Consider the following 20,288-nt stretch of genomic DNA (forward strand, 5'->3'; position numbering starts at 1 on the left):
GTTGCCTACGTGTTACTCACCCGTCCGCCGCTCCAGGAGGTCTCCCCTAAGGGAGAACCCCCAGCGCTCGACTTGCATGTATTAGGCACGCCGCCAGCGTTCGTCCTGAGCCAGGATCAAACTCTCCAATAAAGAAAAGCTGATTAGCTCATCATCTACTACTGGCGAGAATCTTTCGATTCTCTATCTTTACACTCACTCGTTGTTCAGTTTTCAAAGGGCAATTTCATTGTCGTCTTGTTTAACGGCGACTTTTATAATATAACACATTTGCCTATTCGATTGCAAGTACTTTTTTATTTTTTACGTAACATTCAATTCCATAAAAAAAGCCTCGCCACCAAAGCGACGAAGACTAATTTAACACAAGCGGCTTCCTGAAGTCAAGTACAGTGTGCCGGAAATTTATGTTTGAATCACGTCTTGTATGTACAGATTGCGTTCGATCATCAAATTGATGATTTTTCCGTTCACATTCACCCAGGGGCGAGTCGGGTGCGACCGGTCGGAAAAGACAATTTCTCCAACCTGGTTATCGCTCAACTTCACCAACGTCCCGTTATGGAAGGAAGTTACTTTATTGATAAAGGTTTGAACAAGTGCAGGATCCAATTTACCAAAGGATTCATTCAAAAGCTGTTCCAGTACCAAATATGGAGAGGCTCCACTCTTATGATAACGATTGGTTTTCATTGCGTGAAAGACATCGGTGATGGCCACAATTTTTGAATATAAATGAATCTTATCACCGCGAACACCCAAGGGATATCCGGATCCATCTTCACGTTCATGATGCTGCAGTGCGCAAAGCTTCACTCCATCGTTAATGGCAGGTACGCTTTTTAACAGATTATAGCCGATAATCGTGTGCTTTTTCATATCTTCTCTTTCAGCAGCATTCAGCGCGCTCGGTTTGAACAAAATCCCCGCGTCCACCTTCGCATTCCCGATATCGTGCAATAATCCGCCCAGCGCTACCGGCATCAAATCTTTAGAAGACAAACCGTGCCACTTGGCCAAATTGTAGGAAGTAAGGCTGACCATAATACTGTTATGATAAATAAAATCACTCAATTGAAAATGTCTTGGACTGAATGTGAGCACATTGTAATCATCAATATGCTGGATCAGCTTTTCCAATGTCGTGCGTATCTCCAGTATCGGCAAGGTTTGACCGCCGGCGTTCGCAATATTATAAACACGCCGCATCAGCTGCAGCATTTTTTCATAATGTTCGTAAAAAGACAAGACCGTCCCTTGTTGTTTTTCATCCAAAGCGGTTTCGTCCGATGAGCTAACGGCTTGTCCATTCTTGGATTCGATTTGAACAGCAGGAATTAAAAACGCTCGAAGTACTTCCAAATCGTGCTCCGAGATGATTTTACCTTTGCGAAGAAGAACGTTGTTATATTTGGTTAGCACATCTTCAGAGAGTTTCTCGCCGGATTTCAACTGGGAAACGGGGACAGTAGCCATGGAATTCCCTCACTTTACCTTACCTTCAGCTCCGCTGAAAAATTATCTTTGTATATATTTTAAACGAAAAAGAATGGGGATGTAAGCCCCATTCTTTAACCCTTGAAGCATAAGACGGTCATTCTTCTGCCGTAATGTCCGGCGTCTCGCCGTCTTCTTCTGTTTCAGGCTGATCATCATTCTTCTCTACCCGCGCTACAGTGGACACTTCATCCTCATCACGGATATTGATCAGTTTAACCCCTTGTGTATTACGTCCCATCATGGAAATACCCGACATGCTTGTACGGATAATCGTTCCGAGCGCAGTGATGACCATAAGATCCTCGTCTTCCCGAACAACCTTCAAGCCGACGACCGGGCCGTTCTTTGACGTCACATTGAGTGTTTTTATGCCTTTACCGCCGCGGGACTGCATCCGGTACTCTTCAACCGGAGTCCGTTTACCGTAGCCTTTGGACGTAACGATAAGCACGCTGTTATCCTCTTGAACGACGTCCATATCAATAACGACATCATGATCATCCAGATGAATACCTTTCACTCCGGTAGCCCCCCGACCCATCGGGCGAACATCCTGTTCCGGGAAATGAATGGACATCCCTTGCTTCGTACCCATAATAATCGATTGATTTCCATCCGTCAGCCTCACTCCGATCAGGTCATCGTCTTCACGGAGCGTGATGGCGATCAACCCGCCCTTACGAATATTGGAGTAGTCTTCCAGAGGCGTTTTCTTCACCAAACCGTTCTTGGTTGCAAAGAACAAATATTTATCGGATTCGAAGCTTTCCACAGGAATGACGGCATTTACCGTTTCTCCCTGCTCGATCTGAATCAGATTGATGATCGGCGTTCCTCTGGCCGTACGGCTGAGATCCGGAATTTCATAAGCTTTTAGACGATATACCTTTCCTTTGTTCGTGAAGAACATCAGATAATGGTGTGTATTCGTTACGAACAAATGTTCTACGAAGTCATTATCTTTCGTATCCATACCGATAACGCCCTTGCCTCCGCGTCTCTGACTGCGGTAGGTAGTCACCGGCAAACGCTTGATATAGCCAGTATGCGATATCGTAATCACGACTTCGGATTGAGGAATCAGATCTTCATCCTCGATGCTTTCTTCACCGATCGTAATCTCCGAGCGGCGTTCATCACCGAATTTTTCCTTAATTTCATTCAGCTCTTCGCTAATGATATTCAATACCAACTGTTCGTCAGCCAGGATGGCTTTGTACTCGGCAATTTTCTTGAGCAATTCAGCATACTCTTCTTCGATTTTCTCGCGCTCCAAGCCGGTTAAACGCTGCAGACGCATATCGAGAATCGCCTGTGCCTGTTCAAAGCTAAGGCCGAAGCGGTTGATCAGGCCCTCACGGGCATCTTCCGTCGTGCGGGATGAACGGATCAGCGTAATCACTTCATCCAGATGATCCAGCGCAATGCGCAAGCCCTCCAAGATATGCGCACGGGCTTCCGCTTTGCGAAGGTCAAATTCTGTCCGGCGGCGAATGACTTCTTTTTGGTGCTGCAGATAATGGTAAAGCATATCACGAAGATTAAGCACCTTCGGTTCACCGTTTACCAGTGCAAGCATAATGATACCAAAATTGGACTGCATGGCCGTTTGCTTGTACAAATTGTTCAGTACGACATTCGGATTAACGTCACGGCGCAGCTCAATAACGATACGCATTCCGTTGCGGTCCGATTCGTCCCGCAAATCGGTAATGCCGTCGATTTTTTTCTCGCGGACCAGCTCGGCGATTTTTTCGATTAAACGAGCTTTGACGACTTGATAGGGCAGTTCATGAACGATGATTCGCGCTTTGCCGCCGGTTTCCTCGATGGTCGCTCTGGCTCGCATCGTTACGGAACCGCGGCCGGTGGTGTATGCATGTTTAATTCCTTCACGCCCCATAATAAAACCGCCGGTAGGAAAATCGGGTCCTTTGATCGATTGCATCAGATCGAGCGGTGTCACGTCCGGATTTTCAATGAGCTGCTGAACGCCGTTGATGACTTCCGTAAGGTTGTGGGGCGGAATATTGGTTGCCATCCCTACGGCGATACCGGACAATCCGTTGACGAGCAGGTTGGGAAAGCGTGCCGGCAATACGGCGGGTTCCTGCTCCTCACCGTCATAGTTCGGCACAAAATCGATCGTTTCTTTGTTGATGTCGCGAAGCATTTCCATCGCGATTTTGGATAGCCGCGCCTCCGTATAACGCATAGCCGCGGCAGCGTCGCCGTCAATCGAGCCGAAATTTCCGTGGCCATCGACAAGCATATAGCGCAACGAAAAATCCTGCGCCATGCGCACCATGGTTTCATATACGGCAGAGTCACCGTGCGGATGGTATTTACCGATGACCTCGCCAACGATTCTGGCCGATTTCTTATAGGGTTTGTCAGGTGACATGCCCAGCTCCGACATGGCATACAGAATACGCCGATGCACCGGCTTAAGACCGTCTCTGACATCCGGCAGAGCGCGGCTGACAATAATGCTCATCGCGTAATCCATAAAGGAAGTGCGCATTTCCGAGCCGATATCTATTTCTCTAACCTGTGAACGGGATTCTTCCGACAAGATTTTTTACCTCCTACGGTTCATGGCGATGAATTAAATATCCAAGTTTTTGACGTATTTCGCATGCTGCTGAATAAATTCACGCCGCGGCTCAACGTTGTCGCCCATCAGCGTATCGAAGACGAGGTCTGCCTCGATCGCGTCTTGAATGCTTACCTGCAGCAAGGTACGGCTCTCCGGGTCCATCGTCGTCTCCCACAGCTGGCCCGGATTCATTTCTCCAAGCCCCTTGTACCGCTGTACATTCACTTTAGCGCCTTCCCCAAATTCAGCCATAATGGCTTCCCGCTGTTTGTCATTGTAGGCATAACGCACCGTTTTGTTCCGCTCAAGCTTGTAAAGCGGCGGCTGGGCGATGTAGACATATCCAACCTCGATCAGTCTCCGCATGTAGCGGTAGAAGAAGGTGAGAAGCAGCGTCCGAATGTGCGCTCCATCGACGTCGGCATCCGTCATAATAATGATTTTATGGTACCGCGCTTTTGAAATGTCGAAATCATCGCCGATCCCTGTGCCAAGCGCCGTAATGATCGCGCGAATTTCCGCATTGGATAAAATTTTGTCCAGCCGCGCTTTTTCCACGTTGAGAATCTTGCCGCGTAGCGGCAGGATCGCCTGAAAATGCCGGTCGCGTCCTTGCTTGGCCGAGCCGCCGGCGGAGTCCCCTTCGACAATGTACACTTCGCTGATGGAAGCATCCTTAGAAGAACAATCGGCCAGCTTGCCAGGCAAAGAGCTCACTTCAAGGGCGCTTTTGCGGCGCGTCAGCTCTCTCGCTTTTCTTGCCGCTTCGCGGGCTCTTTGCGCCTGTACGCCTTTTTCTACGATTTTTTTTGCAATGGACGGATTCTCATCCAGGAACTCTTGGAGCTTCTCCGCAAAAAGCGATTCCACGATACCGCGAACCTCGCTGTTCCCGAGCTTCGTCTTCGTCTGGCCCTCAAATTGCGGATCCGGAATCTTGACCGAAATAATGGCTGTCAAGCCTTCGCGCACGTCATCGCCGGACAGATTGGCATCGTTATCCTTAATCGCATTGTTTTTACGGGCATAATCGTTTAAAACTCGTGTAAGCGCACTTTTGAATCCGGATTCGTGTGTACCGCCCTCATGCGTATTGATATTATTCGCAAACGAATAAATGTTCTCCGTATAGCTGTCGTTATACTGAAGGGCGACTTCGACATGAATATTGTCTTTATCTCCTTCGACGTAGATCGGAGGCTGGTGCAAAGCTTCCCGCGTACGGTTCAAATATTCAACAAAGGAGACGATCCCTCCTTCGTATTTGAACGTGTGGGACTCATTCGAACGCTCATCCGTCAGCGTAATTTCGATCCCTTTATTCAAGAATGCAAGCTCCCGGATACGGGATTGAAGCGTATCGAAATCGTATTCGGTTGTTTCCGTGAATATTTCTTCATCGGGCCAGAACGTCACCTGCGTTCCGGTTTCCTCCGTCTCCCCGACAATCCTTACGTCATACTGGGGAATGCCGCAGCTGAATTCTTGTTCATGGATTTTACCGTCGCGTTTCACCCGGACAATCAATTTCTTGGACAAAGCGTTCACGACAGATACGCCTACACCGTGCAAACCGCCGGATACTTTGTAACCCTCACCGCCGAATTTGCCGCCTGCATGAAGCACGGTAAGCACGACCTCCAAGGTCGGACGCTTGAGCTTCGGATGCTCCCCGACCGGGATGCCGCGCCCGTTATCAATAACCGTTACGCTGTTGTCCCGATGAACAATCACATCAATTTTCGTGCAATATCCGGCTAGTGCTTCGTCGATACTATTATCGACGACTTCCCATACCAAGTGATGAAGGCCTCGGCTACTCGTGGATCCGATGTACATCCCCGGTCGTTTGCGAACCGCCTCTAGACCTTCAAGCACCTGAATTTGACTTTCATCATAGCTTGTACCTGGATTTACAGACATGCAGACACCCACTTTTCCGTAGTAAAAAGAGTAAATCTCTCCTGAACATGCGCTTTCAAGGAGGAAATCTCATTTATTATGTTCAACTGGCTGATGAAATCGCGGAGCGACATGGTCTCTAGTTCGTTAACAAATGATGCGCCCGTTTTTTCAAAGTCATGGACGATATCGGAGAGTAATAGACTTTTGTATGTGTCACAACAAGGGATTTGCTTTCCTCGTCGCCAATCACTTCCACGCGCTTTTCCTTATTGGCATAGGTGACAAATTGCTTGGATATTTTGGAAGATTTCTCGATCGACAGGTCAAAAATGGCGACAAGCTCCGATGCGCGAATAATTTTTTCGCCGCCCAAATGAATGAACATGCTGACCCACTCCTTCCCGGCAAAACGATGGCAATCCATTTATGTTAAGCTTCCGTCTCGAACATGGATGACAGAAGCGTTTTCCAGTTTTGACAAATCTATGCTTTCAATGCCGGTTGTCGTAATGAAGGTTTGCACCTTCCGTTGGAACGTCTCAATAAGCTGGGTTTGGCGATATCGGTCAAGCTCTGACAACACATCATCGAGCAAAAGCAGGGGATATTCCCCGACTTCTTCGCAGATGAGCTCGATTTCGGCCAGTTTAAGCGAAAGGGCCGTTGTTCGCTGCTGCCCCTGGGAACCGAACGTTTGTACCTCTTTATCATTAATGTAAAAGCGGAGATCGTCGCGGTGCGGTCCTGCCAGCGTGACGCCGCGGCGGATTTCCTGATCCTTCACCTGTGATAACTTTATCATAAATCGGTCAAATAAGACAGCTTCTTCTTCTTCAAGAGCGTTGGCAAAGGCACTGTCATACTCAATTCGAAGCCGTTCCATGCCATTGGTGATGCCGGCATGTATCTTTTCCGCCCATATTTGCAGCTTCTTTATAAAGCTTTGACGTTTTTTCATTATTTTAATACCGAATTGAGCAAGCTGCTCATTCCAAACTTCAAGAAGGGGAGCGTCGCCGGAGGATGAGAACAGCTGCTTCAAGTAATTGTTCCGCTGCTGCAGTACTTTGTTGTACTGGGAGAGATCGTATAAATACGCAGGATGCACCTGTCCGATTTCCATATCGAGAAAACGTCGGCGGACGCTTGGAGACCCTTTGACGATCTCCAAATCCTCAGGCGCAAACATGACAACGTTCAAAGCTCCTATAAAGTGGCTAAGTCTTTTTTGCTCCAGCCCATTGATTTTGGCACGTTTGCCTTGCTGCGATATGATCAGATCCAATTGCAGCGTACCATACCGTTTTTCAATCTCCGCATGTAAACTGGCCTTTTTTTCGTTCCAGCGAATCAGCTCTTTATCCTGGTTGGTCCGATGGCTCTTGGTAAGCGCGAGCACGAAAATCGATTCCAGCAAATTCGTTTTTCCCTGTGCATTCGGTCCAACGATGATGTTCACCATCCGGTCGGTTTGGAATTCGACCTGCTCGTAATTGCGATAATGCTGCACTAACAGCCTTTTTAATTGCAAGACGGTTCCTCCTGAGTGCTTTGCGGAGCAAAGCCTGCTTCATAAGCAATCGCGGGGCTTTGCCGAACAAAGCCTTCTGCCAAAGTGCGGCGGTTATGTCGGCCCATCGACCTGAAACTCGCCGCAGCCCGCCACCTTAATGATATCGCCCGGAACCAGCTTGCGGCCCCGTCGATGTTCCGGTTCTCCATTGACAAAGATTTCGGTTTCCTGAAGAAAACTTTTGGCCTGACCTCCGGTAGAAATGCAATCGGCCAGCTTCAAAAATTGACCAAGGGTTATATAGTCCGTGCTTATGCCCACTTTTTTCATACGGATTATCCTTCTTTCTAGCCCGTAGTCCGGTAGGGCAGGATCAGCTGCAGCAGGCTGGAGCTCTCATTCGGCCTGATGATAATCGGCTGCATAGCGCCGGTAAAGCCGATATGAATCTGTTCGCTGTCCATGACCTTTAAGGCATCGAGCATATATTTGGAGTTAAAGGAAATGCGCAGCAGTTCACCCTTCATGCTTGAAGTCATCAACTCTTCGGTCACTTTTCCAAGCTCAGAAGAGGTAGAAGAAATCTCGATCGATTGGTCCTCAAGCATCATCAGCTTGACGATGTTGCTTTTGTCCTCTCTGGATAGGAGGTAGGCGCGGTCAATCGCATCGATCAATTCATTCGTATTGACGACAATTTCCGTTTGATAGAATTGCGGAATGAGCTTCGACGTATCCGGATATGTTCCTTCTAGAATCCGGGTATAAAACAAGATGGAATTGATTTGGAACAGCACTTGATTTTCGGCAAAAACGACATCGATCAGCGTGTTCTGGTCCGGTAATATTTTGGCAAGCTCGTTTAACGTTTTTCCGGAAATGGTTACATTGTTAAGCGTCATGCCTTCTTCCGTATCGATATTCGTTTCACGGCTCGCTAACCGGTGACGGTCACATGCGGTGAATTTCAGTTTTCCGTCTGTAATGGTCCATAAAATTCCAGTGAGCACGGGAGTAGCTTCATTCGTTGAAACGGCAAACGAAGTTTGCTTGATCATTGTTTTCAGCAGGTCGCTAGGAATTTGGATCCGTTTATTCTCCTCGATGCCGGGCATAATCGGATATTCCTCCGGATCGAGGCCCACAAGCTGAATTTCAGATGAACCCGAACGAATCGTCGTTTGAAAATGGTCTTTAACCTCAATTTCTACCTGCTGCGCCGGCAGTTTACGTATAATCTCCACAAAAAATTTGGAAGGAAGGACAACGCTGCCGGATTGTTTAAGATCGATGACCTGTATTCCATTATCCTCGGCAGGAATAAAGCTTTGGATCGAAATATCGGTATCGCTGGCTGTCAGTATCATTCCGCTGGAATCGACGTCTATTTTGATCCCGTTTAAGATGGGAATGGTCGTTCTGCTCGAGATGGCTTTAGAAACGTGACCGATGGATTCATTCAAATATTGCTTCAGTACCGTTAATTTCATGTATGTCACTCCTACTGGTTCTAATCGGGAAACGATGGGCATATACTTCTATATTACATTTTTTTTTAAATTAGTAATAGTAGTAGGGAGCCGGGATATGTGGATATGTGAGTGAATAAGGCAAAAAGAAGGCCTATCCACATGTGTATAAGATTGTGCATAGGCCTTCTTTTATGCAGCTGTGGATAAGACGTTCATCGCATCGTTTCCCGTTTACAGCGTTACGTTTCTGATTTTTTCTGTAATGTTCTGAATGATTTTGAATAATTCCTGATCTACTTTCAGTGCTTCGCTTATTTTCTCATGCGCATGAATAACCGTCGTATGATCTCGTCCACCGAATGCCTCCCCGATCTTCGGCAGTGAGAAATCCGTCATCTCCCGAGCCAGGTACATGGCAATTTGTCTTGGAAAAGCTACGGTTTTGGTCCGTTTACGCGCTTTGAAATCCTCGATTTTCATGCCGTAGAATTCGCCGACCTTTTGTTGGATATCCTGTATCGTAATCACTCTTGGACGGCTGCTTGGAATAATGTCCTTCAGCGCTTCGGCGGCCAAATGCGATGTAATGTCCTCGTTAATTAAAGAAGAGTAAGCCACCACACGGATTAATGCGCCTTCCAGCTCCCGAATGTTCGAATCGATCTGATTGGCGATGTAAACCATGGCTTCATTGGGAATGTCGAGATTTTCAGCTTTCGCCTTTTTGCGCAATATCGCAATCCGCGTCTCCAGGTCCGGAGGCTGAATATCGGTGATCAGACCCCATTCAAAGCGTGAGCGGAGACGCTCTTCAAGCGTCGGAATCTCCTTGGGCGGCCGATCGCTGGAAATGATGATCTGCTTGCGTTCTTCATGCAAAGCGTTGAACGTGTGGAAAAATTCCTCTTGCGTTTGTTCTTTTCCGGCTAGGAACTGAATATCATCTATAAGCAGTACATCGATATTGCGGTATTTGTTGCGGAAGCTTTCGCCGCGGTTGTCACGGATGGCATTGATGAATTCGTTCGTGAATTTCTCGGACGAGATATAGAGCACGCGTGCACTGGGGTTATGCTCAAGAACATAGTGGCCGATGGCATGCATAAGGTGCGTTTTGCCTAATCCCACGCCTCCATACAGAAACAGCGGATTATACGCTTTGGCCGGCGCTTCCGCAACCGCGAGCGATGCCGCGTGGGCAAACCGGTTTCCTGCACCGATGACGAACGTATCGAACGTATATTTCGGGTTCATCATATGACTGAACGTTTCCTCCGGAGCAGAGGCTTGATGTGCTTTGGCCGGAGCAGCAGCCGATGCTGCTGATATGCTGGGCGGTTCAGGCTGTTCTTCGGATTCAATGATGAATTTGAGCTCGACTTGTTTGCCGGTATAATCGTAAACCGCTTCTTTAATATGCTTGGTATAGCGGTTTTCCAGCCAGTCGCGCGCGAAATTGTTCGGGGTACAAATCGTTACCGTGGTATCGTTAAATACGACAGCTCTTGTGGAGGTAAGCCACGTTTCGTAGCTCGGTTTGCTCACCCTTTTTTGCAATATGGATAATACTTGCTGCCACTGGTCGTTAGGATGGCTTTCCACAATCTATTCACTCCCTTAAAAAAATAACCGGTGTGGCGTAAGCCGCGACCCTGTAGAAAAAAAGCGGTGAGTTGTCGAAACTATCCACAATATGCAGAAAGTCGATAACCCAATTATACATAAGCCGTGTAAATTGTTCACAAAGATATCCACAGGCTGTTGATAAAGTTGTTGAAAAGTAATCGTATCCACAACAGAAAACATATTCATGATATCAAAAAAGACCCTGATAAGCAACGAAATGTTAAGATTTATCCACATACCCTACAACTTGTATGTATGACTTATCAACAGCACTATATATTGTTTATAATGTGTTCATAATTCGACAAAATCGGAGAAATTCCGATTATTTTTATTCACAAGTGGATAACCGGTTGAATTTTTATTTATTCTATATGTTAGTCATTGACGGCGGATGGACCGAAACTTTCCTGGCAGATGTTGTTTGAAGGCAGTGAGGGGATCCGAGTTGACTTTTATTGTGAAAATGTGCTTTAATGTTTAAAGGTATTTTTGGGATTGGAACAAATCCTTCGAGGAGGTGCACGATAGATGAAACCGACATATAAACCGAACGTCCGTAAACACAAGAAAGTACATGGCTTCCGTAAGAGAATGAGCACGAAGAATGGTCGCAAAGTACTTGCAGCTCGCCGTCAAAAAGGAAGAAAAGTATTGAGCGCATAAGGGCGTAAGACCACTGATAGGTGGTCTTTTTTGTTATTATGGACCGGAATCGTCTGATTTGGATAAGGATCATGTGAGTTTGCCGCTATTGGGGCTGATAATGGAGCGTGCGTTCGTGGAGAAAAAGAACCGACTGACGAAAAGAGAATATTTCGATAAAGTTTATCGCCACGGCAAGTCGACTGCGAACCACCAATTTGTACTTTATTATAAAGCCCGCCCGGAGCAGGAAACCTTTCGTCTTGGGGTGTCGGTCAGCAAAAAGCTCGGAAACGCCGTCGTCCGAAACCGTATCCGGCGTATGTTGAAAGAGATTGTGAGGCTTAACGCAGCCCGAATTCCGGGGGGATACGATCTGATCATCATCGCTCGTAAGCCGGCTGCCGAGATGGATTACCATGATATGGAGAAAAGTGTGCTTCATGTGCTCAAACGCGCGTCTCTTCTGGTTCGTAAAGAGAGATGATACGCAGCGATTAGTTTCTTTGTGCCTGAAGATATGATATAGTTTAGAATGGAAAAGATGAAGCTGGGAGGATATGATTTTGACGCGTCGATTATTGAAATACATTCCGCTTTTATTCGTATTTTTACTGCTTGCGGGATGCAGCCCGGCGAATGCGCCGATTGACCGGGAAAACAGCTTTTGGGACAAGTGGTTTGTCGGTCCTCTCTCGGATGGGCTGGATTGGTTTGCACACATGCTTTGGGGCTCTTACGGGTTGTCCATTCTTGTTGTAACGATTATTATCCGGTTCATCATATTACCGCTTACGCTAAAACAATATCGCAGTTCGAAACGGATGCAGGAATTGCAGCCCGAGTTGAAGAAGATTAAAGACAAATACAAAGACGACGCCAAAAAACAGCAGGAAGAAACGATGAAGCTGTTTCAAAAGGAAGGCGTGAATCCGCTTGCCGGATGTTTTCCGATTCTCATACAGATGCCGATCCTGATTGCTTTGTATGCCGCGATCATGCGCAATGGACATATCGGTGAACATACTTTCCTTTGGATGCAGCTTGGAACGAAGGATCCTTATTATATATTGCCTCTGCTCGCAGCGGTCACGACATATTTGCAGCAAAAAATGATGTCTTCGCAGACGCCTCCGCAGATGCAAAGCCTGATGATTATATTCCCGGTGCTTATCTTTGTCATGGCGATGAATTTTGCGTCGGCCCTCCCGTTATACTGGGTTTACAGTAACATTTTCACGATCGTTCAAACTTATTTCATATATAAGCCGGGTAAAGCACAACCAGCTGTAGCAACGGCAGAAGCTAAACCGAAATCGAAAAAGAAAAAATAATTTCATTACTCTTCAGTTAAGGGTGATCGGATGACGAAGAAAATCGTGGTAACAGGTAAAACGATCGATGAAGCAGTAAATAACGGGCTTCAGCAGCTGGGGACAACCGAGAACCGAGTCCATGTGAATGTGCTGGAGCAGCCTGCCAAAGGTTTGTTCGGACTCTTCGGGGCTAAGGAGGCGAAGGTAGAACTGACTTTGCTTCCGGATGCGATCGAAGAAGCGGTCTTGTTCCTTGAGGATGTGTTTCGTTCCATGAAGCTTGATGTTCGGATTGAGCAAAAACAGGACAAGGAAGTTACGGAGCTGCACCTGCACGGCTCGGAGCTCGGCATGCTGATCGGGCGGCGAGGGCAGACGCTTGATGCGCTGCAATATCTGGTCAACATTGTAGCCAACCGGTACTCTGACCGGCATTTGCGCATTGTGCTGGATGCCGAGCAATTCCGTGAGCGAAGGAAAAAAACACTGCAGGAGCTTGCCGATCGTTTGGCCGATCGCGTCATCCGTACCAGAAAAGAAGTCGTTCTCGAACCGATGTCTCCTCAGGAACGTAAAATCATTCATTCGCAGCTTCAACATCATCCGAAAGTCCGCACGTTCAGCCGGGGAGATGAGCCCAATCGCCGTGTCGTGATTGTTTTACGCTGATTACCACATGCAATGATGTCATGTTCGTATGACTTCATTGCTTTTTCTTTAGTATTGAAGCTTACAAATAATTGAGGTGCAACCATGATTCAGGATACCATAGCGGCGATTGCCACTCCGATGGGGGAAGGGGGGATCGCGGTCATTCGCGTCAGCGGAGACCAAGCCGTTCGGATCAGTGAACGTATTTTTAAAGGAAAAAAGAAGCTTAGCGAAGTACCTTCGCATACGGTACATTACGGTCATATTGTGGACCCGGACACCGGGGCAAGAACGGAGGAAGCGCTGGTAACGGTGATGCGGGCTCCGAGATCCTTCACCAAAGAGGATGTAGTGGAGATCAGCTGCCATGGGGGATTCGTCTCCGTGCGGAAAGTGCTGGACCTGCTTCTGGGGAACGGGGCTCGGCTGGCAGAGCCGGGGGAATTCACAAAACGTGCTTTTCTCAATGGGAGAATTGATTTGTCCCAGGCCGAGGCGGTTATCGATTTAATCCGGGCGAAATCCGATCGTGCCTTCCGAATCGCTTTGAAGCAGTCCGAAGGAACCTTATCGAAGAGAATCAAAGAGCTTCGTCATCGTTTGGTTGAGCTGATGGCTCATATCGAAGTGAATATCGACTATCCCGAGCATGACGTAGAAGAAATGACGAACGCCTATATTAAAAACAAGTGTTCGGAGGCGATGACGGATATTGACGGGCTGCTGAGTACAGCGGAACAGGGAAAAATTTTGCGCGAGGGCCTTGTTACGGCGATCGTCGGGCGCCCCAATGTAGGAAAATCGTCGCTGCTTAATGCTCTGGCACAAGAAGAGAGGGCTATTGTTACCGATATTGCGGGTACGACAAGAGATGTTGTGGAAGAATATGTGCATGTAGGTGGTATTCCGCTAAAACTGCTCGATACGGCCGGGATCCGCGAAACATCGGATATTGTTGAGAAAATTGGCGTGGAGAAATCCCGTCAGGCGCTGGCCGATGCCGATCTCATTCTGCTGGTGTTCAATGGGGCGGAGCGATTGCAGCCGGATGAGCTGCAGTTGATCGAACAGCTGAAGGGACGTCAGGTGATCGCAATTATCAACAAACTTGACCTGCCTCAGCAGCTGGAACAGCATATACTGGTCGATGCGTTCGGCGAAGAGCGGGTCGTCCGGATGTCGCTGTTGTCGGATCAAGGCATCGCCGATTTGGAGAAAGCCATCGCAGGGTTATTCTTCAGCGGTCAGGTTGAATCCAGCGATTTGACTTATGTAAGCAACGCGCGGCATATTCATTTGCTGAAACAGGCCCGGACAGCTCTTTCGGAAGCTTATTCAGCCGCGGAATCGTTCGTGCCGATCGATATGATTCAGATTGATATTCGAAACGCCTGGGAGCACCTGGGGGAAATTATAGGAGATTCCGTGAGCGATTCTTTGATAGATCAGATTTTTTCACAGTTTTGCTTAGGTAAATAAGATCACTTGTTAGGAGGTCGGATCGATGAGTTATGTAGCGGGAGAATATGATGTTATTGTTATCGGTGCAGGCCATGCAGGCGTCGAGGCGGCCTTGGCGGCAGCGCGTATGGGATGTGAAACGCTGGTGCTGACGATTAATCTGGATATGATTGCGTTTATGCCCTGCAATCCCTCGATCGGCGGACCGGCCAAGGGCCATGTTGTGCGCGAGATTGATGCCCTTGGAGGCGAAATGGGCCGCAACATTGATAAGACCTATATTCAAATGCGGATGCTGAATACCGGGAAGGGTCCAGCAGTTCATGCTTTGCGCGCGCAAGCCGATAAATTTCTGTATCAGCATACCATGAAAGAAACGTTGGAGAAACAAGAACGGTTAACGCTTCGCCAGGGGATGGTGGAGGAACTGATTGTCGAGGACGGGGTATGCAAGGGAGTCATCACCAAGACTGGAGCACGGTATCTGGGCAAGGCAGTTGTATTGACGACAGGAACGTACCTTCGCGGCAAAATCATCATGGGCGAGCTGATGTATGAGAGCGGTCCGAACAATCAGCAGCCGGCCGTTAAGCTGTCGGAGAGTTTGCGCAAACACGGACTGGAGCTGGTCCGGTTTAAAACCGGTACGCCGCCGCGGGTGCATAAGGACACCATTGATTTTTCAAAAACCGAAATTCAGCCGGGGGATGAAAAACCTAAATTTTTCTCTTATGAAACGACGGAAGAGGTTCCAAATCAACTGCCGTGCTGGTTAACGTATACATCTGCAGAGACACATCAAATTATTAACGATAATTTGCATCGCGCTCCAATGTTTTCTGGAGCGATTGAAGGCACGGGTCCAAGATATTGTCCGTCGATTGAAGACAAAATTGTGCGTTTCAGCGACAAACCGAAGCATCAAATCTTCCTGGAGCCGGAAGGAAGGAACACCAAAGAATATTACGTGCAGGGTCTGTCGACAAGTATGCCCGAGGATGTTCAGCTTAGAATTCTGCGTTCAATCCCTGGCCTGGAAAAGGTAGAGATGATGCGGACGGGCTACGCGATTGAATATGATGCGGTGATTCCGACGCAGTTATATCCGTCTCTTGAGACAAAGGTAGTGAAGGGGCTTTTCACCGCTGGACAAATCAACGGTACGTCCGGTTATGAAGAAGCGGCGGGGCAGGGAATTATGGCTGGAATTAATGCCGCCCGTAAGGTTCAAGGTAAAGAACCTGTGATCCTTGATCGTTCCCAAGCTTATATCGGCGTTTTGATCGATGATCTGGTAACGAAGGGAACCAATGAACCTTACCGATTGTTGACTTCCCGCGCGGAGTACCGGCTTCTTCTTCGTCATGACAATGCCGATCTGCGTCTGACTCCCATTGGGTATGAGATCGGACTCATATCCCAAACGCGCTATGAACGGTTCCAAGACAAGGTGAAGAAGGTTGAGGAAGAGATCGAACGCCTCAAAACGACGAAAGTGAAGCCGACACCGGAGGTACAGCAGATGCTCACCTCATTAGGGAGTGCCGTTTTGAATAACTCTGTCGACATGCTTTCGCTGCTTCGTCGTCCGGAGGTTACTTATGAGCATCTTCATGCGCTCTCGCCGGCTCCTTATGAACTGACGGAAGATATGAAAGAGCAGGTCGAAATCCAGGTCAAATACAGCGGTTATATCGAAAAGCAATTGGCTCATGTAGAACGGCTGCGTAAAATGGAGAAAAAACGGATTCCGGAAGATATCATTTATGAAGAAGTCCATGGCCTTGCAACAGAAGCGAAGCAGAAGCTGGCCAAAATCCGGCCGATATCGATCGGGCAAGCTTCTCGAATTTCCGGCGTGACGCCTGCGGATATTTCTATCCTACTGGTTTATTTGGAGCAATATAACAAAGTACTCGCAGCCAGAGGATAACTATGGATAATATATTGAATAATTTTACAGATTTGCTAAATAATAGAGGAATCCGGTTATCGGAGTCTCAGCTTCATCAATTTGAGCTTTATTACAGGGAGCTGGTGGATTGGAACGAGCGAATGAACCTGACCGGTATAATCGAGAGGGAACAGGTATATATTAAACATTTTTACGATTCTCTCTCTGTTGCTTTTTTTGTTCCTATGTCGGATCATTTGAAGATAGCCGATATCGGTTCAGGAGCAGGATTTCCCAGTATTCCCTTGAAAATTGCTTTTCCCCATCTACGGGTCACCATAGTGGATTCTTTAAACAAGCGGATTCACTTTTTAAATCATGTAACGTCTTTTTTAGGGTTATCCGACGTTCAATGTGTGCATGCTCGGGCCGAAGACGCGGCCCGTCTCCCCGTGCATCGTGACCAGTATGATTTAGTTACGGCAAGAGCGGTGGCACGTATGGCCGTGCTTAATGAATTTTGTTTGCCTTTTGTTTCGGTCGGAGGATTATTTGTGGCAATGAAAGGGCAGGGGGTCCAAGACGAAATAGAGGAAGCCTCTTTCAGCTTAAGAGAACTGAGGGGTCAATGGCTGAACACTCATCGCTTTGAGCTTCCTGTTGAAGAGTCAACCAGACATATCGTGCTTATTACAAAAACGGGTCCGACGCCGAAAAAATACCCCAGAAAAGCAGGTACACCGTTAAAATCTCCTTTGATTTAATTTTGTTTCACGTGGAACATTTTAACGGATGTCTTTTCAGGGATAGGCTAAAGTTCTTTGTCGGTACTAGCAGGAGTTTAGACTTTTCTGGAGAATTAATTAATAAAGGGATATTATATATATCGGTTAAAAAGATCGGGTGGTTATCGTAATGAAGGAACAAATCTCGAAGTTGTTTGGTTTTGCTGATAAGGCGTCAACAAGCGAAGTGAAAAATGTTCCTGTCCATGAGATCGTTCCAAGTCCATACCAGCCTCGAACAATATTCGATGATGAGCGGATTGAAGAACTGTGTCAGACGATTAAAACACACGGCGTAATTCAGCCGATTGTAGTTCGGATGCGGAACAATATGTTTGAATTGATTGCGGGAGAACGTCGTTTGCGAGCCGTGAAAAAATTGGGTTTAGAAACGATCCCTGCCATCATACGTGATTTTAATGATTCGCAAGCGGCTTCTATAGCTTTAATTGAAAATCTTCAGCGTGAAGGTTTAACAGCTATTGAGGAGGCCATTGCTTATCAGCAATTAATTGATTTGCACAGTTTGACACAGGAAAGCTTGGCTCAAAGGCTGGGGAAAAGTCAGTCCACCATTGCCAATAAAATCAGACTTTTGCAATTGAGTGAACCGGTGAAGCAAGCGTTAATTGAACGTAAAGTGACGGAGCGGCATGCCAGAGCTTTGCTTTCTTTGGATCAAGAAGAACTTCAGGTTAAAGTGCTGGAAGACATCATTTCTAAAGAATTAAATGTGAAACAGACAGAAGCGAGAATTGCTTTTTTGAAGGAATCGGCTAAAGTAAAAAGCAAAGCCAAGAGGGTTTCGTATTCTAAAGATGTGAGATTGGCGCTGAATACAATCAGGCAATCCGTTGATATGGTTTCATCTTCCGGTTTAACGATTAATACTACGGAACAAGATCATGAAGATCATTACGAAATTGTCATTCGGATACCAAAACGCTAAAATAAATTATACATTTATTGCTCATCGTGCTGTTCTTAATTATAGTTCACTCCGTTGAATTCATAATAAAAGGATTGGCCTCATTAGGAGGCTTGTTTTTCTCTTTAGGCATTTTGCTGAACATATCATTGGGGAGTTTCTAAGCTTCTCTAATGATTCTTTTTTTTGAAATTGCGTCAAGTCGTGTCGATCTATTTACTTTTATTTTGGAACCGTCTTAAAAGAAATGAAAAATTCGAATTTTTTCTAGTGTATTTATTCATTATTGTTTCGTGAAATGGAATTCGAAAAAGTTTTGAATCATTTAAGTTTTTAATTATATGAGGTGAACTCATTGGCTAAAATTATCGCCATAACCAACCAAAAGGGCGGGGTTGGCAAAACTACAACGTCTGTTAACTTAGGAGCTTCTCTGGCATCTTTGGGAAAAAAAGTATTGTTGGTTGATATTGACCCTCAGGGCAATACGACAAGCGGTATTGGGATCAACAAAGCGGATGCCGTATATTGCATTTATGATGTTCTGATTAATGATGTACATCCCAAAGATGCCATGTGTGATACGGCAATTGAAAATTTGAAAATTATTCCTGCTACTATACAGCTTGCCGGCGCGGAAATAGAGCTTGTTCCAACCATATCAAGAGAAGTTCGTTTAAAAAAATCGCTTCAGCTAGTGAAACACATGTTTGATTACATATTGATCGATTGTCCGCCATCTTTAGGTATTTTAACTGTAAATTCATTAACGGCTGCCGATTCGGTCATTATTCCAATTCAATGCGAGTACTATGCTTTGGAGGGACTAAGTCAGCTTTTGAACACTGTGCGCCTTGTACAGAAGCATCTTAACACGACATTGCAAATTGAAGGCGTTCTTTTAACGATGTTTGACGCCAGAACCAATTTGGGGATGCAGGTTATTGAAGAAGTGAAGAAATACTTTCAGCAGAAAGTATATCAGACGATTATTCCCCGTAATGTGAGATTAAGTGAAGCTCCGAGCCATGGTCAGTCCATCATTACTTATGATCCGAAATCAAAGGGTGCAGAGGTATATATGGAGTTGGCAAAGGAAGTGATTGCACTGTGAGTAAGCGATTAGGTACGGGACTGGGAAAAGGGTTGGATGCGTTACTGCCCTCACTTAACATCAATGAAGATGATAAGGTTGTTGAAATTCCACTTGGTCAATTAAGACCGAATCCATATCAGCCGAGAAAAAACTTTAATGATGAATCGATTCAAGAGTTGGCTGCATCGATCAAAGAGCATGGAGTCATTCAACCCATTATTGTAAGAAGCGTTTTAAAGGGATTTGAAATCATTGCGGGCGAACGACGGTATCGTGCTTCACAAGCCAGCGGGTTGGCGACGATCCCGGCCGTTGTCAGAAAATTTACCGATCAGCAAGTTATGGAAATTGCTTTAATAGAAAATGTACAGCGTGAAGATTTGAATGCGATGGAAGTGGCCGTTGCATATCAAGCTTTGATCGATCAGTTTAATATGACGCAAGAAGAGCTGTCAGTGAAGGTCGGAAAGAGTCGTTCACACATTGCCAATTTTCTCCGGTTATTGCAGCTGCCAGAAGAAGTCAAGCAATATGTTTCACGTGGAACATTATCGATGGGTCATGCAAAGGCTATTGTAGGATTAAAAGATAAAAAGATCGTCAAAGCCTTGGCGGATACAACTATTAAAGAACAGTGGAGTGTACGCCAATTAGAAGAAGAAGTTAAAAAGCTGGAAGAAAATACGGAGAAAAAAACCAAATTAAAACCGAAACGCAAGGATCCTTATATTAATCAGCTGGAAGAAAGCTTGAGGGAAACTTATCGCACTACAGTGAAAATCAAACATAATAACAATAAAGGTAAGATTGAAATTTTATATTATTCAAAAGATGATTTGGATCGCCTGTTGGAAATGCTGCAAGGGAAAAGTTCATGAAGCTATTTTGTATAGCATA

Annotated in this window: 18 protein-coding genes and 1 rRNA gene; 10 read left to right on the plus strand and 9 right to left on the minus strand. The window is 46.3% G+C overall.

Annotation, left to right across the window (positions count from 1 at the left end):
- From NR121_RS07640 to dnaA, 9 genes are all read right to left on the minus strand, one after another.
- Window positions 1-132 (minus strand): 16S ribosomal RNA (locus tag NR121_RS07640); the annotation flags it as partial.
- Between the two features lie 273 nt (window positions 133-405).
- The gene (locus NR121_RS07645; protein ID WP_137671217.1) at window positions 406-1,476 is read right to left on the minus strand and encodes an HD-GYP domain-containing protein; all 1,071 of its coding nucleotides are present in this window, start codon (window positions 1,474-1,476) and stop codon (window positions 406-408) included.
- Window positions 1,477-1,594: 118 nt separating this feature from the next.
- On the minus strand, window positions 1,595-4,075 hold the full coding sequence (gene gyrA / locus NR121_RS07650; RefSeq protein WP_256831048.1) for a DNA gyrase subunit A: 2,481 nt from the start codon (window positions 4,073-4,075) through the stop codon (window positions 1,595-1,597).
- Between the two features lie 33 nt (window positions 4,076-4,108).
- The gene (gene gyrB, locus NR121_RS07655) at window positions 4,109-6,022 is read right to left on the minus strand and encodes a DNA topoisomerase (ATP-hydrolyzing) subunit B (protein WP_054816946.1); all 1,914 of its coding nucleotides are present in this window, start codon (window positions 6,020-6,022) and stop codon (window positions 4,109-4,111) included.
- Between the two features lie 118 nt (window positions 6,023-6,140).
- Entirely contained in the window at window positions 6,141-6,389 is a 249-nt protein-coding gene (gene remB / locus NR121_RS07660; protein ID WP_062411094.1) for an extracellular matrix regulator RemB, read from the minus strand.
- 39 nt (window positions 6,390-6,428) lie between these two features.
- Window positions 6,429-7,535 (minus strand): DNA replication/repair protein RecF, encoded by a 1,107-nt coding sequence (recF, locus tag NR121_RS07665; protein WP_062410193.1) that lies wholly within the window; start codon window positions 7,533-7,535, stop codon window positions 6,429-6,431.
- Between the two features lie 93 nt (window positions 7,536-7,628).
- The gene (gene yaaA / locus NR121_RS07670; protein WP_062410194.1) at window positions 7,629-7,847 is read right to left on the minus strand and encodes a S4 domain-containing protein YaaA; all 219 of its coding nucleotides are present in this window, start codon (window positions 7,845-7,847) and stop codon (window positions 7,629-7,631) included.
- 17 nt (window positions 7,848-7,864) lie between these two features.
- A complete protein-coding gene (gene dnaN / locus NR121_RS07675; protein WP_074729552.1) occupies window positions 7,865-9,007 on the minus strand; it encodes a DNA polymerase III subunit beta in 1,143 nt (380 codons plus the stop codon).
- Window positions 9,008-9,220: 213 nt separating this feature from the next.
- Window positions 9,221-10,591 (minus strand): chromosomal replication initiator protein DnaA, encoded by a 1,371-nt coding sequence (dnaA, locus tag NR121_RS07680; protein ID WP_074729553.1) that lies wholly within the window; start codon window positions 10,589-10,591, stop codon window positions 9,221-9,223.
- 555 nt (window positions 10,592-11,146) lie between these two features.
- On the opposite strand from dnaA, the gene rpmH reads away from it, so the two are divergent.
- The 10 genes from rpmH to NR121_RS07730 all read left to right on the plus strand — a co-directional run bounded on the left by rpmH (window position 11,147) and on the right by NR121_RS07730 (window position 20,269).
- Window positions 11,147-11,281 carry a 50S ribosomal protein L34 gene (gene rpmH / locus NR121_RS07685; RefSeq protein ID WP_054816947.1) on the plus strand — a complete coding sequence of 45 codons (135 nt, stop codon included), beginning with the start codon at window positions 11,147-11,149 and terminating at the stop codon, window positions 11,279-11,281.
- 115 nt (window positions 11,282-11,396) lie between these two features.
- Window positions 11,397-11,747: a ribonuclease P protein component gene (gene rnpA / locus NR121_RS07690; RefSeq protein ID WP_062411095.1), complete on the plus strand. Its 351-nt coding sequence runs from the start codon at window positions 11,397-11,399 to the stop codon at window positions 11,745-11,747.
- Between the two features lie 79 nt (window positions 11,748-11,826).
- Window positions 11,827-12,594, plus strand: coding sequence for a membrane protein insertase YidC (gene yidC, locus NR121_RS07695; protein ID WP_062411096.1), 768 nt, complete (start codon window positions 11,827-11,829; stop codon window positions 12,592-12,594).
- A gap of 30 nt (window positions 12,595-12,624) precedes the next feature.
- The gene (jag, locus tag NR121_RS07700) at window positions 12,625-13,245 is read left to right on the plus strand and encodes an RNA-binding cell elongation regulator Jag/EloR (protein ID WP_062410197.1); all 621 of its coding nucleotides are present in this window, start codon (window positions 12,625-12,627) and stop codon (window positions 13,243-13,245) included.
- Window positions 13,246-13,329: 84 nt separating this feature from the next.
- Window positions 13,330-14,706 (plus strand): tRNA uridine-5-carboxymethylaminomethyl(34) synthesis GTPase MnmE, encoded by a 1,377-nt coding sequence (gene mnmE, locus NR121_RS07705; protein ID WP_054816948.1) that lies wholly within the window; start codon window positions 13,330-13,332, stop codon window positions 14,704-14,706.
- A gap of 25 nt (window positions 14,707-14,731) precedes the next feature.
- A complete protein-coding gene (gene mnmG, locus NR121_RS07710) occupies window positions 14,732-16,621 on the plus strand; it encodes a tRNA uridine-5-carboxymethylaminomethyl(34) synthesis enzyme MnmG (protein WP_062410198.1) in 1,890 nt (629 codons plus the stop codon).
- Window positions 16,622-16,623: 2 nt separating this feature from the next.
- On the plus strand, window positions 16,624-17,346 hold the full coding sequence (rsmG, locus tag NR121_RS07715) for a 16S rRNA (guanine(527)-N(7))-methyltransferase RsmG (RefSeq protein ID WP_256831049.1): 723 nt from the start codon (window positions 16,624-16,626) through the stop codon (window positions 17,344-17,346).
- 151 nt (window positions 17,347-17,497) lie between these two features.
- Window positions 17,498-18,316 carry a nucleoid occlusion protein gene (gene noc / locus NR121_RS07720; RefSeq protein ID WP_062410200.1) on the plus strand — a complete coding sequence of 273 codons (819 nt, stop codon included), beginning with the start codon at window positions 17,498-17,500 and terminating at the stop codon, window positions 18,314-18,316.
- Between the two features lie 334 nt (window positions 18,317-18,650).
- Complete coding sequence (locus tag NR121_RS07725; RefSeq protein WP_062410201.1) at window positions 18,651-19,409, plus strand: ParA family protein; 759 nt, start codon at window positions 18,651-18,653, stop codon at window positions 19,407-19,409.
- Entirely contained in the window at window positions 19,406-20,269 is an 864-nt protein-coding gene (locus NR121_RS07730) for a ParB/RepB/Spo0J family partition protein (RefSeq protein ID WP_062410202.1), read from the plus strand. The genes NR121_RS07725 and NR121_RS07730 overlap by 4 nt, the downstream gene beginning before the upstream one ends.
- Window positions 20,270-20,288: the final 19 nt, after the last annotated feature.

The organism is Paenibacillus sp. Pae15 (assembly GCF_024519685.1).
In the GTDB taxonomy this organism is placed as follows: Bacteria; Bacillota; Bacilli; order Paenibacillales; family NBRC-103111; genus Paenibacillus_G; species Paenibacillus_G naphthalenovorans.